The organism is Robiginitalea aestuariiviva, assembly GCF_029537735.1.
GTDB classification, from domain to species: domain Bacteria; phylum Bacteroidota; class Bacteroidia; order Flavobacteriales; family Flavobacteriaceae; genus Robiginitalea; species Robiginitalea aestuariiviva.
The window spans coordinates 351249-364958 of the sequence record NZ_JARPUQ010000002.1 but is presented as its reverse complement, the minus strand read 5'-3'; the positions used below and the strand labels follow the sequence as shown (position 1 = coordinate 364958).

Annotated in this window: 14 protein-coding genes; 6 read left to right on the top strand and 8 right to left on the bottom strand. The window is 57.0% G+C overall.

Annotation, left to right across the window (positions count from 1 at the left end):
* Positions 1-17: 17 nt before the first annotated feature.
* The gene (locus OZ410_RS08335) at positions 18-656 is read left to right on the top strand and encodes a peroxiredoxin (RefSeq protein ID WP_277707488.1); all 639 of its coding nucleotides are present in this window, start codon (positions 18-20) and stop codon (positions 654-656) included.
* Between the two features lie 107 nt (positions 657-763).
* Positions 764-958 (top strand): cold-shock protein, encoded by a 195-nt coding sequence (locus OZ410_RS08330; protein ID WP_277707487.1) that lies wholly within the window; start codon positions 764-766, stop codon positions 956-958.
* A 53-nt stretch (positions 959-1011) separates the two neighbouring features.
* Here OZ410_RS08330 and OZ410_RS08325 read toward each other — a convergent pair whose 3' ends face one another.
* From OZ410_RS08325 to OZ410_RS08315, 3 genes are all read right to left on the bottom strand, one after another.
* Entirely contained in the window at positions 1012-1935 is a 924-nt protein-coding gene (locus tag OZ410_RS08325; RefSeq protein WP_277707486.1) for a peptidylprolyl isomerase, read from the bottom strand.
* A gap of 51 nt (positions 1936-1986) precedes the next feature.
* Positions 1987-3342: a M28 family peptidase gene (locus OZ410_RS08320; protein ID WP_277708357.1), complete on the bottom strand. Its 1356-nt coding sequence runs from the start codon at positions 3340-3342 to the stop codon at positions 1987-1989.
* Between the two features lie 95 nt (positions 3343-3437).
* Positions 3438-4337, bottom strand: coding sequence for a PPK2 family polyphosphate kinase (locus OZ410_RS08315; protein WP_277707485.1), 900 nt, complete (start codon positions 4335-4337; stop codon positions 3438-3440).
* A 188-nt stretch (positions 4338-4525) separates the two neighbouring features.
* On the opposite strand from OZ410_RS08315, the gene OZ410_RS08310 reads away from it, so the two are divergent.
* Positions 4526-5212 carry a hypothetical protein gene (locus OZ410_RS08310; protein ID WP_277707484.1) on the top strand — a complete coding sequence of 229 codons (687 nt, stop codon included), beginning with the start codon at positions 4526-4528 and terminating at the stop codon, positions 5210-5212.
* 3 nt (positions 5213-5215) lie between these two features.
* On the opposite strand, the gene OZ410_RS08305 is transcribed toward OZ410_RS08310, so the two are convergent.
* Positions 5216-6379, bottom strand: a complete 1164-nt coding sequence (locus OZ410_RS08305; protein ID WP_277707483.1) for a sigma-54-dependent transcriptional regulator — start codon at positions 6377-6379, stop codon at positions 5216-5218.
* Positions 6380-6580: 201 nt separating this feature from the next.
* Between OZ410_RS08305 and modA the strand changes: the two genes are divergently transcribed.
* From modA to modC, 3 genes are read left to right on the top strand one after another with little or no spacing between them, the layout of a single operon-like run.
* Complete coding sequence (gene modA, locus OZ410_RS08300) at positions 6581-7363, top strand: molybdate ABC transporter substrate-binding protein (protein WP_277707482.1); 783 nt, start codon at positions 6581-6583, stop codon at positions 7361-7363.
* A complete protein-coding gene (modB, locus tag OZ410_RS08295) occupies positions 7350-8036 on the top strand; it encodes a molybdate ABC transporter permease subunit (protein ID WP_277707481.1) in 687 nt (228 codons plus the stop codon). The genes modA and modB overlap by 14 nt, the downstream gene beginning before the upstream one ends.
* Positions 8023-9105, top strand: coding sequence for a molybdenum ABC transporter ATP-binding protein (gene modC, locus OZ410_RS08290; protein ID WP_277707480.1), 1083 nt, complete (start codon positions 8023-8025; stop codon positions 9103-9105). The genes modB and modC overlap by 14 nt, the downstream gene beginning before the upstream one ends.
* An 85-nt stretch (positions 9106-9190) precedes the next feature.
* Here the strand turns inward: modC and OZ410_RS08285 are convergent, their stop codons facing one another.
* The 4 genes from OZ410_RS08285 to dnaJ all read right to left on the bottom strand — a co-directional run bounded on the left by OZ410_RS08285 (position 9191) and on the right by dnaJ (position 13707).
* Positions 9191-10108, bottom strand: coding sequence for a mechanosensitive ion channel family protein (locus tag OZ410_RS08285; protein ID WP_277707479.1), 918 nt, complete (start codon positions 10106-10108; stop codon positions 9191-9193).
* A gap of 1 nt (position 10109) precedes the next feature.
* Positions 10110-11450: an ABC transporter permease gene (locus tag OZ410_RS08280; RefSeq protein ID WP_277707478.1), complete on the bottom strand. Its 1341-nt coding sequence runs from the start codon at positions 11448-11450 to the stop codon at positions 10110-10112.
* A complete protein-coding gene (locus tag OZ410_RS08275; RefSeq protein ID WP_277707477.1) occupies positions 11443-12378 on the bottom strand; it encodes an ABC transporter ATP-binding protein in 936 nt (311 codons plus the stop codon). The genes OZ410_RS08280 and OZ410_RS08275 overlap by 8 nt, the downstream gene beginning before the upstream one ends.
* Before the next feature lie 216 nt (positions 12379-12594).
* Positions 12595-13707, bottom strand: coding sequence for a molecular chaperone DnaJ (gene dnaJ / locus OZ410_RS08270; protein ID WP_277707476.1), 1113 nt, complete (start codon positions 13705-13707; stop codon positions 12595-12597).
* Between the last annotated feature and the right edge of the window lie 3 nt (positions 13708-13710).

The window sequence follows — 13710 nt, the reverse complement described above, 5'->3', positions numbered from 1 at the left end:
ACTATAATATTTGAACAATGGCCGTTTTACGTCTGGGAGATACCGCTCCCGATTTTACAGCAGAAACCACTCAGGGAACCCTGAATTTTTATGACTTTCTGGGGGACCACTGGGGCATCTTATTTTCCCACCCGGCGGACTTCACCCCGGTGTGTACCACGGAACTCGGGACTGCCGCCAAATTCAAAGATGAATTTGACCGCCGCAAGGTAAAGGTGATAGCGCTGAGCGTAGACCCCCTGGATTCCCACCAGGCCTGGCTGCAGGACATTGCAGAAACACAGGATACGGAAGTTAATTTCCCCATTATTGCCGATGCAGACCGCAAGGTGTCGGACCTCTACGACATGATCCACCCTAAGGCCAACGACACCCTTACGGTGCGTTCCGTATTCATCATTGGTCCGGACAAGAAGATCAAACTGATCCTGACCTACCCCGCTTCCACCGGCCGGAATTTTTACGAGTTGTTGCGGGTTATCGATTCCCTGCAGCTAACCGCCTATCACAAGGTAGCCACCCCTGCCAACTGGGAACACGGGCAGAAGGTGGTGGTGAGCCCTGCCATCCCCACCCCGGAGGCACATACCCTTTTTGGCGACCAGGTAGAGGAGCTGAAGCCCTATCTGCGGCTTACCCCGGATCCCACGGCATAGCCTCCGCACTGGTCCTAACTCATTATTTTTAAAAGTTTTAGACCGAAAAGTCCGAATGCTGGATTATAACACTTACCTTCGCAGCCTTAATCTTTTTAATTTTTATTATGAATTCAGGAACAGTAAAATTCTTCAACGAGTCCAAAGGTTATGGGTTTATCACTGAAGAAGGTTCACAAAAAGACCATTTCGTACACATCTCCGGCTTAATCGACGAGATCCGCGAAGGTGATGTTGTATCTTTCGAGCTGCAACAAGGCAAGAAAGGTTTGAATGCGGTAGATGTCCGAATTGTCGAATAACTTCCACTTTCTTTAAAAAAAGAATCCCCGGCTGATGGCCGGGGATTTTTTTTTTAGGAGATGCCCTCCAGGGAAACATCGAACAACAGTGGCGCATCCGGCGGGATCACGCCTCCTGCGCCCCTGGAACCATAGGCCAGTTCGGACGGGATCAGCAGTCTCGCCTTATCGCCTACGGAGAGCAGGGCAATGCCTTCGTCCCAGCCCGGAATTACCTGTCCTTCACCCAGCAGGAATTCTATGGGTTCCCCCCGCTTAACGGAGCTGTCGAACATCGTGCCATCCAGCAGGGCCCCTTCATAGTGTACGGCCACGCGGTCCCCGCGTTTGGGTTTGGCCCCATTACCGGCTTCCAGGATCTTATACCTGAGGCCGCTGGCCGTTGTTTCAAAACCTTTGGCATGGGCTTCCAGTTGGGCCTCCATTTCGGCCTTGGCCCGCGCCTTCCGCTCTTCTTTGGAAGATACAAACGCCTCAAAAGCCTTTACGGCATCCCAGGCTTCGGCCTGGGCACCAACCCGTACAATTTCCAGGCTTTCAATTTTATCGCCCTGGGCTATGGCGTCCACCACGTCCTGCCCCTGGGCCACATGCCCGAATACCGTGTGTTTTCCATCCAGCCAGGGGGTGGCCACATGGGTGATAAAAAACTGGCTTCCATTGGTGCCCGGGCCGGCGTTGGCCATGGAAAGCACCCCGGGTTCGTTATGTTTGAGTTCGGGGTGGAATTCGTCGTCAAACTTATAGCCCGGGTCTCCGGTACCGGTCCCCATCGGGCATCCGCCCTGAATCATAAAGTCCGGGATAACCCGGTGGAAGGTAAGCCCGTCGTAATAGCGTTTTCCGTTTTGCTTGGGCAGGTTGCCCTCGGCAAGGCCCACAAAGTTGCCTACCGTGCCGGGGGTTTTATCGTGGGTCAGCTTAATCAGGATTTCTCCTTTACTCGTGTTGAATTTTGCGTAGATTCCTTCTTGCATCTGCTTGGTTTTAGGGCGCAAAGATAGGCATTTCCCACCAGTCAGGCGGGCCTACTGCCCCCCGGTGGAGACTGCCAGGGCATCCCCGTAACGGTCTACCAGGTAGACCAGGGCAGCCATGGTGGCCGCTCCCAGCTCCAGCTCCCGCCGGTTTATCGCGCTGAAGGTATCCGTTTCTGCATGATGGTAGTCAAAATACCGCTGGGTGTCCGGCCGCAAACCTGCCAGAATTGGGCCCTGGGGTTTCAGGGGCCCGATGTCCGCCCCACTGCCCCCCCGATCGAACTGATGGATCAGGTAGGGTTCAAATAGGGGTTTCCAGGCGGCAATTTGCGCAAAGGCCTCGTCCGTGCAATCGAAGGAGAAGCCCCTGGGCGTAAACCCGCCCGAATCACTTTCCAGGGCAAAGAGGTGTTTTTCCCCCTTTTGTGCTGCCGCCTCTGCATAGCCCCGGCCGCCGCGCAGGCCATTCTCTTCATTCATAAAAAGGACCACCCGCAGGGTTCGCCGGGGCCGGTATCCCGTTTCCATGAACAATCGCAACACTTCCATACTCTGTACACACCCGGCCCCATCGTCGTGGGAACCGTCGCCCAGATCCCAGGAATCCAGGTGCCCACCCACCAGCAGAATCTCCTCCGGGTAGGTGCTGCCGCGGATCTCGCCAATGACATTGTAGGAGGGAACATCATCGTATTGCCTGCAGGATTGCCGGAAATAGAATTGGATGTCCGGGTTCAGTTTAAGCGTGGTGCTGAGCAACTCTGCCCCGTTGGTGCTGATGGCCGCTGCGGGGATGCGCATGGCCTCCGGGGTGTCTCCGTACCGGAGGGAACCGGTATGCGGATAGTCATCCAGCCTCAGGTTCATAGACCGCACAATAACACCAACAGCGCCCAGCATACCTGCCTCTGCCGCACCTGAGGCGCGCTGGTCCACGCACCCGGCATAGGCCCGGAAGGTATTGATCTGGGTGGGGTCCATGGGGCGGTTGAAAAATACGATCTTGCCTTCCACGGCCTCCCGGCCCAGGGCCTGCAATTCCTCGAGACCCTGCACCTCTATTACCGGCGCCTTAATCCCCCCGGCCGGGGTGGGTACGGAGCCGCCCAGGGCGCAGATGGGCACATTGGTGGTATTGCCCGGGGCACTTTCGATATAGGCGAATTCCGCTGCCCCACGCACCCATTTGGGGACCATTACGGGTTGCAGCCACACCCGGTCCAGGCCGAGGGCTTCCAGTTCCTTTTGGGTATAGGCAATGGCCTGTTCGGCCTGTACCGACCCCGACAACCGCCCCCCGATCTGGTTGGAGAGATGGTCCAGCCAGCTATAGGCTTTACCGCGGGTCAATGCCATATTGTACAGGTGGCGCAACATATCGACATCGTTCTGCTGGGCAGCCATCCGGGCCCCGGGCCCTGGAACGCCGCTTAGCAATAGTGTCAGTAGCAGCGCCAGGCCACCACCGGTAAGGGATTGCTTCCGATTCTTCATGGTCGTTAGGATTTTGGGGTGGTATCGCGTTCGGCCTGCAGTTGGGCCCGGTATTCATGCAGGTGGGCCTTGATTTCGTCGGAAAGCTCAGGTTCCTGCACGTCTGTATAGCGGGTAAGCTGTTCGTAGAGGATGGATGTGAGCAAATAGCGGGCAGCGGGCTTGCTGTCCGAAGGGATCACATACCAGGGGGCGTGGACAAAGGTGGTCTTCTGGATAGCCTCCTGGTAGCAGGCCTGGTACTGGTCCCAGAGTTCGCGTTCCTTTAGGTCTCCCGGGGAAAACTTCCAGTTTTTCTCCCGCTTGTCCAGGCGGCGCAGCAAGCGCTGGCGTTGCTCTTCCTTAGAAATATTCAGAAAGAATTTGAAAATGATGGTCCCGTTCTCCGCCAGGCTTTTCTCGAAGGCGTTGATTTGGGCAAAGCGCTTGTCCCAAAAGGCCTGGTCCATATCGGATACCTCGTGTATGCCAGGCAGGCATTCCCCCAGGATGTATTCCGGATGCACGCGGGTGACCAGTACATTCTCATAATGGGTCCGGTTAAAAACGCCGAATTTACCGCGCTCGGGCAGGGCAATGTAATGGCGCCAGAGGTAGTCGTGGCTCCGTTCCAAATCTGTGGGTACCTTAAAGCTGTGTACCACCACCCCCCGTGCATTGAAATCCTTAAAGACCTCCCGGATCAGACTGTCCTTCCCCGCCGTATCCATCCCCTGAATACACACCAGTACGGCGTATTTGTCATGGGCGTAGAGTTTGTCCTGAAATTTCCCCAGGCGCTTGCGCAAGTGCTCCAGCTTCTTCTTCAGGGCCTTTTCGGAAAGCCCGAAATCCTCGTAGGTAGGCAGGGCCCCTATCTCTGTGTGGGCGTGGGCCCGATAGTCCTTTGCTTTAATTTTATCCATGGGCTGAAGATACTAAAATCACGCCAGCCGTTCCCCGGAGAAATCCTGCCCTTTAACGAGGCGGCAGGGCGCAGGTCGGCTGAATCGGGCACCAAAACGAAAAAAATGGTGATCCTCAGGCCAATAGGGTAGTTTTATCTTCCCAAATCCTACCCCCGCACCTGGTGTTCGGGCTTATATATCGACCTATGAAAGTGCAATTCCCCCTGCTTGTATTCGCCGCCCTGCTGGTATTTTCCGCAGCTCCCGAAAAGTCCTGCGCCAGTGCGGAATCCCTGATCGGTTTTATTCGCAACCACGTGGAAAAGGCCATGGCTGCCGAGGAGATCAACATGACCCGGTACCACACCTATAAGGCCGTGAACACCATCGAAAAAGCCCGCCCCCAATTTGAGGACTGCGGGTGCGATTACGCCAATAAGAACATACACGAAAGCCTGGAAAGCCTTAAACTGGCCACCCGGGTGAGTACATTGGAAGGGGCGCGCATCCTGCTGCAGCGCGCTATGGAATATGCCCTGGCCAGCCGGGATGCCCTGGAAGACCACGAATCCCACGGCAGCCGGTACGGAGACGACCGCCTGGCCCTGAATACCGCAGACGCCCCTGAAGTAAAAGCTCCTGCGGGTTCCCTATCTATGGACCAGATTGAGGGTAAGATTGACCTGGCCCTGGAAAAATACCGGAAATCCCTGGAAGATGTGGTGCAGGATGTCCCCTGCCGCGAGGCCCTGGAATTTGTAGAGCGCATTTACGCCCACTGCGAACGCCAGCTGCTGCGGGAAGACCTGACCCCGGCCAAACGCTACTACAACATGCGTACCAAGGATATTACCGAGAATGCCCTGAAGGCCCTCGGAGACTGTTCCAACTAATCCTTATTTACTCGCAAAGAGCTTGACGTCCGCCTCGGAAACCTCGGCCCCGCCGAGGATAATAAGGCGCTCCACCACATTGCGCAATTCCCGGATATTCCCCGTCCAGTCGTATTGCTGCAGCTGGTCGATGGCTCCTTTGGAAAAGCCTTTGGGGGGAATCCCCTGTTCCTGTCCGATCTTGCCCGCAAAATGGTCGATCAGCAAGGGGATATCGTCCCGGCGATCGTTCAGGGCAGGCACCTTGATCAGGATCACTGCCAGGCGGTGGTAGAGGTCCTCGCGGAAGCGCCCGGCCTCGATTTCGGCTTTCAGGTTCTTATTGGTGGCCGCCACCACGCGAACATCCACCTTGATGTCCTTGTCCGAGCCCACCCGGGAAACTTTGCTCTCCTGCAGCGCCCGCAACACCTTGGCTTGTGCGGACAGGCTCATATCGCCAATTTCATCCAGAAAGAGCGTTCCCTTGCTGGCCGCTTCAAATTTCCCGGCCCGGTCCTTTACCGCAGAGGTAAAAGCCCCCTTTACGTGCCCGAAGAGTTCACTCTCGATAAGCTCCGAAGGGATGGCAGCGCAATTGACTTCTACAAACGGCCCGGAACTGCGTTCACTTTTCTGGTGCAGCCAATGGGCCACCAATTCCTTCCCCGTCCCGTTAGGCCCTGTAATCAGGACCCGCGCATCGGTAGGGGCCACCTTATCAATCATTTCCTTGATGGTACGAATGGCCTCGCTCTCCCCGATCATCTCGTAATTCTTGCTCACCTTCTTTTTTAGGATGCGGTTTTCCGCCACCAGTTCCTTACGGTCCAGGGCATTGCGTACCGTGGTGAGCAGCCGGTTCAGGTCCGGGGGTTTGGAAATATAATCGAAGGCACCCAGGCGCATGGTCTGCACCGCAGTGTCCAGGTCTCCATGGCCGGAGATCATGATAAAGGGAATTTCCGGCCGGACTTTCCCCGCGGCCTCCAGGACCTCCACCCCATCCATTTTGGGCATTTTGATGTCGCAAAGCACCAGGTCGTAGTCGGTTTTCTTGAGCATTTCCAAACCTTCAAGGCCGTTTTCGGCCTCTTCTACCTGATAGGCTTCGTTTTCTTCGGCCAGGATTTTCACCAGGACCCGGCGAATGGCGGCTTCATCTTCAATTACTAGAATTCTGGACATGGTATTCTTTTTTTAACGGATGCGGATTCTCCCTTCAAAGGTAGGTGGTTCCGCCCAAACTTTCCAGTTACGGGGCAAGAACCGGGCCAGGAATCCGGCCACGCCCCAGGGCCCGTGCCGGGTCGCAAAAGAATAGTACATTTACCGGTAGACCGCAACCTGTATGTGATGCACCGCCCATCAACCACATATCGACGCGCCGTGTTGCTCATCCTGTTTGGGCTTGGGCTTTTTGGCGCCTGCCGCCCTACCCCACGGGCACAGCCCCTGCATATTTATGCCGCTTCCAGCCTTGCGGAAGTGATGGAAGCCCTTTCGGATGCCTTTGCCTCCGGGCGGGATCTGGACATCCGCCTGAACCTGGCCTCCAGTGGGACCCTGGCCCGGCAAATCCGGGCCGGCGCCCCTGCAGATATCTACCTGAGTGCCAACCCCCGGTGGAGCCGTTACCTGGACAGCCTGGGGCTATTGCGCCCGCCAGGGCTGGTGGAAGTAGCGGGTAATTCCCTGGTGCTTATTGCCCCGCAGGACAGCCCGGTTACCCTTGCTGGAGACCCCGGCACCTGGGCGTGGAGGGAACTTTTGCAGGGTAAGCGCTTGTCCATGGGCGACCCGGCCCATGTCCCGGCCGGCCAGTACGGGCAACAGGCCCTGGAACGGTTGGGCTTCCCCCAGCCCATGGAAAAACATCTACTCCCGGCTGCCGATGTGCGCGCCGCCCTGATGGTGGTGGAGTTGGGCGAAGCGCCCCTGGGCCTGGTGTATGCCACGGATGCCCGCCATTCCGCCAAGGTCAGGGTCCTGGCAACCCTGGCGGACAGCCTGCATGCCCCCATCCGGTACACAGCCGGCCGGTGTACGGATACCGGGATGGCACAGGACTATATGGCCTTCCTGCAAAGCCCCGAGGCCCAAACCATCTGGAAAGCATTCGGTTTCACCCCTCCCGACCCCTTAAAAAACATAGCCCATGAGCTTCAGTGATGCAGAATGGCAGGCCATTGGCCTTTCGGTGCGCGTGGCGGTGGCCTGTATGGTGATAACCCTGCCGCTGGCCTTGTGGGTAGGCTATAAAATGGCCCGTTCCCGCTTCCGCGGCAAGGCTGTCGTGGAAAGCCTCCTCCACCTGCCCCTGGTCATGCCCCCGGTAACTACGGGATACCTGTTATTGCTGGCCCTGGGCGCCCGCAGCCCGCTGGGGCAATGGCTGGAATCCGCTTTCGGGCTTCGGCTGGCCTTTAGTTTTCACGCGGCAGTGATCGCCTCGGCTGTGGTTTCCTTCCCCTTGGTGGTGCGTTCGGTACGCACAGCCATGGAAATGGTGGACACCCGCCTGGAGGACGCTTCCCGCCTGCTGGGGGCCGGAAACCTGAAGACTTTTTTTCGGATCACGGTGCCCCTGGCCATGCCGGGCATCCTCTCCGGCGCCATCCTGGGGTTCGCCCGTTCCCTGGGCGAATTCGGGGCCACCATCACCTTTGCCGGAAATATTGCCGGCGAAACCCAAACCCTCCCCCTGGCCATTTATGCCCTGATGCAGGTTCCCGGGGGGGAAGAGGCCACCCTGCGCCTGGTACTGGTATCCGTAGGGATTTCCCTGGCGGCCATGTTGCTTTCGGAATGGTATATTAAAAAATTGAGGCATGACCGAGGTTGATATCAGACTGGAAAGGGACCGGTTTACCCTGGCCATAAAGGAAGTGTTTGCCGGGGGCATCACGGGGATTTACGGCCCCAGCGGGTCTGGCAAAACTTCCCTGCTGCAGGCGGTTGCCGGCCTTGAAAAACCGCAAGCCGGTCATATTGGCGTAAACGGGCGTGTCCTTTTCAACAGCGCCCGCAAGATCTGCCTGGCCCCCAGGGAACGCCGTATTGGGTATGTCTTTCAGGAAGGCCGGCTGTTTCCGCATATGACTGTGGCCCAAAACCTGAAATACGGCTTGCCCTACCAGGGCAAACCCCTGGTGGCCTATGACGAAATTATTGACCTCCTGGGCCTGGAAGGGCTGCTCCACCGCAAGCCCCAGGGTATTTCCGGAGGGGAAAAACAGCGTACCGCCCTGGGAAGGGCCCTGCTCTCGGCCCCGGATATGCTGCTGCTGGACGAGCCCTTTGCGGCAGTAGACCAGGGGATGCGGCGGCAGATTATCCCCCTGATCCTGAAGGTTCAGCAACGGGTAAATATTCCGTTGTGGGTGGTAAGCCACAACCTGGAGGACCTGCTGAAACTCACCAGCAGGCTCTGCCTGATCCGGGACGGACATTGCATTGGGCACAATCATTATGTGGAGTTGCTCCGGCAGGCGGAGGCCATGACCCTGCTGGGGGATGAACCGGTGGGGAATTCCATGCAAATGGAAGTGGCCTGGCCCACGGAAACCGGCAGTCTGATCGAATTGCAATGGCCCGGCAAATCCCAGCAACCCCACTTGAAATGCCAGGTAGAGGGCACGCCCCCTGCCCCGGGAAGCAGGGTGCGGGTGGTGATCCGGGCTTCGGATATAGCCCTGTCCCAAAACCGGCTGGACGGGGTTTCCATTCAAAACCAGATTCCCGGGAAAGTTTTGGCCCTGCTCGGAAACGGTGACCGGCCCCTGTGCCTGGTAGACACCGGGGTACCCCTGGCCGTGGAAATCACCGGGCCCGCCCTCAGGCAACTGGGCCTGGAACCCGGGAAGGCTGTGTGGTGCCTGATCAAATCCGTGGCTGTGCAGGTAATCGGCTGAATTCGGCCCCCACCCCCACCCAACTCCAAAATAGGCCTACCGCCCGCAAAAAACAGGCAGCCCTCCGGTAAAAAGACAGTGTCCTTTATTTCCCGCCTTTCTGTTGGACGGAAACGGGGGTATGGGCAAAGAAATGCACATCCCGTTGCGGGAAGGGAATGGTCACCCCATGTTCGCGGAACAGGGCGTCTATGCGGTAACGGATCTCACTTTTGATCCGGGGGTCCGAGAAGGAATCATTAATGAAAAAATGGACCGAGAACAGCAGGGCGGAATCCCCGAAGTCATCAAAAAGCACAAAGGGCTTGGGATTCTTCAGGATACCTTTCTGGTTTTCGAGGGATTTGAGCAAGAGGTCCGTGACCTTTTGCACGTCGCTGCCATAAGCCACCCCCACCCTCACGGCTTCGCGGGTGGTACGGTGGTTCTGGGTATAATTGTAGATGACTTCGCTTAAAAACTTGTGGTTGGGGATCACCAGCACCTTGTCGTCCCGGGTCAGGGCACGGGTACTGCGCAGCTTGATCTCGAAGACCTTGCCTACCTTGCCGTCCACCTCCACAATATCCCCAACGCGAAGGGACTTATCCACCAGGATCAGGATGCCGGCAATGATATCCTGGAAGAGTTCCTGCAGGGCCAGGCCTACCCCTACAAACAGGGCCGCCGAGGCGGTAATCAGCAGGGTGATGTCGATGCCTGCCGCACTCATGGTGAGCAGGACCACCGCCACGTAAATCACGTATTTGATGTACTTGAAGATGGTGACGAACTTCATCTTGTCTTCCTGTACCATCTTCCGGGTCAGGAAGGAACGCAGCCACCGCAACAACACCGCCGTCCCCACCAGGGCCACACTCAGGGTGAGCAACAGTCCGATGGTAATATGAATGGAGTTCTCCCCTTCACCCACATGGAGGCCCAAATTGAGGAAGTCCGTGATCTCTGACCAGAAATCCTTTTCTATAAAGTCTTTTACCGGGGACGCAGTGTCTTGTATCATCTCAGTATTTCAGCCATTTATAGAGTTCCTTGTAGGTGGGCTTTTTGCCGTACATCAAAATCCCGATACGGTAGATTTTGGCAGCCAGCCATACAATCCCTATAAAGGTAAGCAACAGCAGGGAAAGCGAGGCTGCCAGCTCCCAATAGGGTACCCCTGTGGGTCCGATCCCGGAGGGCAGGCGCATCAGCATCACGATGGGAGACGTAAGCGGAAAGATCGAAAACGCCACGGCTATGGGGCCGTGGGGGTTGCTGAACACTGAGAAAAAGCCCACATATATGGCCAGCATCAGGGGCAGGATTACCGGCAGGATAAACTGCTGGGTGTCCGTTTCGTTGTCTACCGCCGCTCCTATGGCGGCATAGATGGAACTGTAGATCAGGTACCCCAGCACAAAGTATACCAGGAAAAAGAACAACAACAGCCCCATGGGCAGCTGCACGAATTCCTCCAGCATCAGGCGGGCCGTCTGGTCGTCTGCCAGGGCGCTGCTGGAAAGTTGCTGTTCCAGGGCTCCGCCCATGCCCGGGCCCTGCATCAGCACCCCCGGGTCAATGTCCATAAATAGCAGGGCCACCGTCAGGAGCAACCCTGCGGAAAGAATCCATATCAGAAACTGGGTGACCCCGGCCAGGGATGTCCCGATAATCTTGCCCATCATCAATTGGAAGGGCTTGACCGAGGAAATGATCACCTCGATGATACGGCTGGTCTTTTCCTCGATTACCGATCGCATCACAAAACCCCCATAGATAATGATGAACATCATGATCAGGTACCCGAAGCCCCCGCCCACTATGGCTTTGAACTCATTGATCCCCTTATGGCTGCGTTCCCCGCGGAAGGTGGCAGTCTGCAGGTCGTACCCCTGTCGCACCTGGGCATACTCCCCGGGGGTAACCCCCATAGCCTCCAGGCGGTAGGCCCTCAGGTCGTCTTCCAGGGCGTCTTCCACCTCGGTCAGTACCGAGGTGCTGGGAACCTCCCGTGTATAGAGAAAGGCCTCCCGGGCCACGGCCTCGGCATCTCCGGCCGGGGGCAGGTGCAAAAGGCCGTAGAAGCCCATGCCGGTAACGCTGTCTTTGGCCGCCTCCAGGCTAATCCCCTTGAAATCCACAAAGGATACCCCGGTGCCGGGGGTAAAGGAATTCCCAAAGAATGCGCTCTGGTTCAGGACGGCCACTACCCGTTTTTCGTTGTCGTTTACCTGGGTCAGGTAGGCGATCAGCACCACCATCCCCACCAGTAGTATGGGGCTCAGAAAGGTCATGACCACAAAGGATTTGTTGCGTACCTTGGCCAGGTATTCCCGACGGATAATCAACCAGAGCTTAGCCATTTGCTTCCTGTTTTTGGACGGTTCGGATAAAAATTTCCTCGGCGGTGGGGATCCATTCGGAAAAGGCAGCCAGGTTGCCGTGGGTGGACAGGAACTGCAGGGCGGCCGCCTTGTCCGCATCCCCCAGCTTCAGGGTAAAATCCCAAATTCCCTCTTCTGCATCGAAAGTTGCCGCGGACACTTCCAGGGCCTCCTGCAGGGGCCCCAGGCCGGCCTCCCTATTCGCGGGCTCCCACTGTACCTTGTATTTCCCCTGCCGGTATTCCTTTTTTATGGCCGACAACCGGCCTTTGAGGATCAGGCGCGAGCGGTGGATCAGGCCAATGTGCTGGCAGAGTTCCTCTACCGATTCCATCCGGTGGGTGGAAAAGATGATGGATGCACCCTGGGCATTCAGCTCCAGGATCTGGTCCTTGATCAGGGCCGCATTGATGGGGTCGAACCCGCTAAAGGGTTCGTCGAAGATCAGGAGTTTGGGCCGGTGCAAAACGGTAACTACAAACTGGATTTTCTGGGCCATGCCCTTGGAGAGTTCCTGTACTTTTTTGTTCCACCAGTGGCCGATGTCCAGTTTGTCGAACCAGTAGCGCAGCTGTTCCCGGGCGTCTGCCCGGCTCAGACCTTTTAACTGGGCCAGATACAGCGCCTGCTCCCCTACCTTCATGCTTTTATACAGGCCGCGTTCTTCCGGCAGGTAACCGATCTGGGCAATGTGTTCGGGACCCAGGGGCTGCCCGTCCAGCCAGATGCTGCCCGAATCCGGATAGGTAATCTGGTTGATGATACGGATCAGCGTGGTCTTCCCGGCCCCGTTGGGCCCCAGCAGGCCAAAGATGGATCCCCTGGGAATATCCAGGGAAACGCGGTCCAGGGCCGTGTAGGTGCCAAACTGCTTACTGAGGTCTTGAACCGACAGAACGGGCTCCATGCAGGTGGGTTTTAAGGTTCGTAAAGATAGCGGTTTTGGGCAGGATTGTGAAGGGCTGCCACAGCCTGCCTGCCGGTAGGATTACCCACAAAAAACCCATCCCCAATGCGGGCATCGAGGATGGGAAAAAAATTGCTATGAAAAAGAAAATTAATATTGGAGTCCCAATATCAAACCAAATATACATTTTTTTTTCAAAGCCGCAGGTATTATTCGTCAAGAGAACATGTCTTTTACCTTTTCGAAGAAGGATTTCTCCGATTTCTCGGGTTTAGGGGCAAAATTTTCATCCTCCTGCATCCGTTCAAAAAAGGCGCGCTGTTCCTTATTGAGTTCCCTGGGGGTCCAGACGTTTACATGCACCAGCAGGTCTCCGGTGCCATACCCGTTCAGGCTCTTGATCCCCTTGTGGCGCAGGCGCAGAATTTTCCCGGACTGAATACCGGCTTCCAGCTTGATGCGAACCTTGCCGCCCACGGTATCGATTTCCTTGGAGGTACCCAGCACGGCGTCCGGCATGCTGATATACAGATCGTAGTGGAGGTTGTCTCCCTCCCGCTTCAGGGTGGGGTGTTCCCGGGTTTCAATGGCCACCAGCAGGTCTCCCGGCACCCCGTTTCCGGGGGCCTCGTTCCCTTTGCCGGAAACTTTTAACTGCATCCCGGATTCCACTCCCGGCGGAATCTGGATGGAAACGGTCTCTTCCCGAACCTGCAGCCCATGGGCATCGGAATCCGAAGGTTTGGAGTCGATGGTCTGCCCGCTGCCCCCGCATTGGGTACAGGGGGTAGCCGTCTGCATCCGGCCCAGGATGGTATTGGTAATCTTAGTGATCTGCCCGCTGCCGCCACAGGTGGCACACGTTTTATAGGTAACCCCCGGGGCCTGCACCTTCCGCTTCACCTTCACTTTTTTCTCCACCCCGTTGGCCACTTCCTCCAGGTCCAGGGTTACCCGGATGCGGAGGTTGCTGCCCTTTACGCGGCGCTGGCCGCCGCCAAAGCCGCCAAAGCCGCTGAAGCCACCGCCAAAGGCGCTGCCGAAAATATCCCCGAACTGACTGAAGATATCTTCCATATTCATTCCGCCGCCGCCAAAGCCACCGCCCTCAAAGGCCGCATGGCCGTACTGGTCGTAACGCGCCTTTTTGTCCGGGTCGCTCAGGACCTCATAGGCCTCGGCCGCCTTCTTGAACATTTCCTCGGCCTTGGAATCGCCCGGGTTCTTGTCCGGATGGTATTCAATAGCCTTCTTGCGATAGGCCTTTTTGATTTCCGCGGCGCTGGCACCTTTACTGATGCCCAGTATTTCGTAGTAATCCTGCTTCATGTC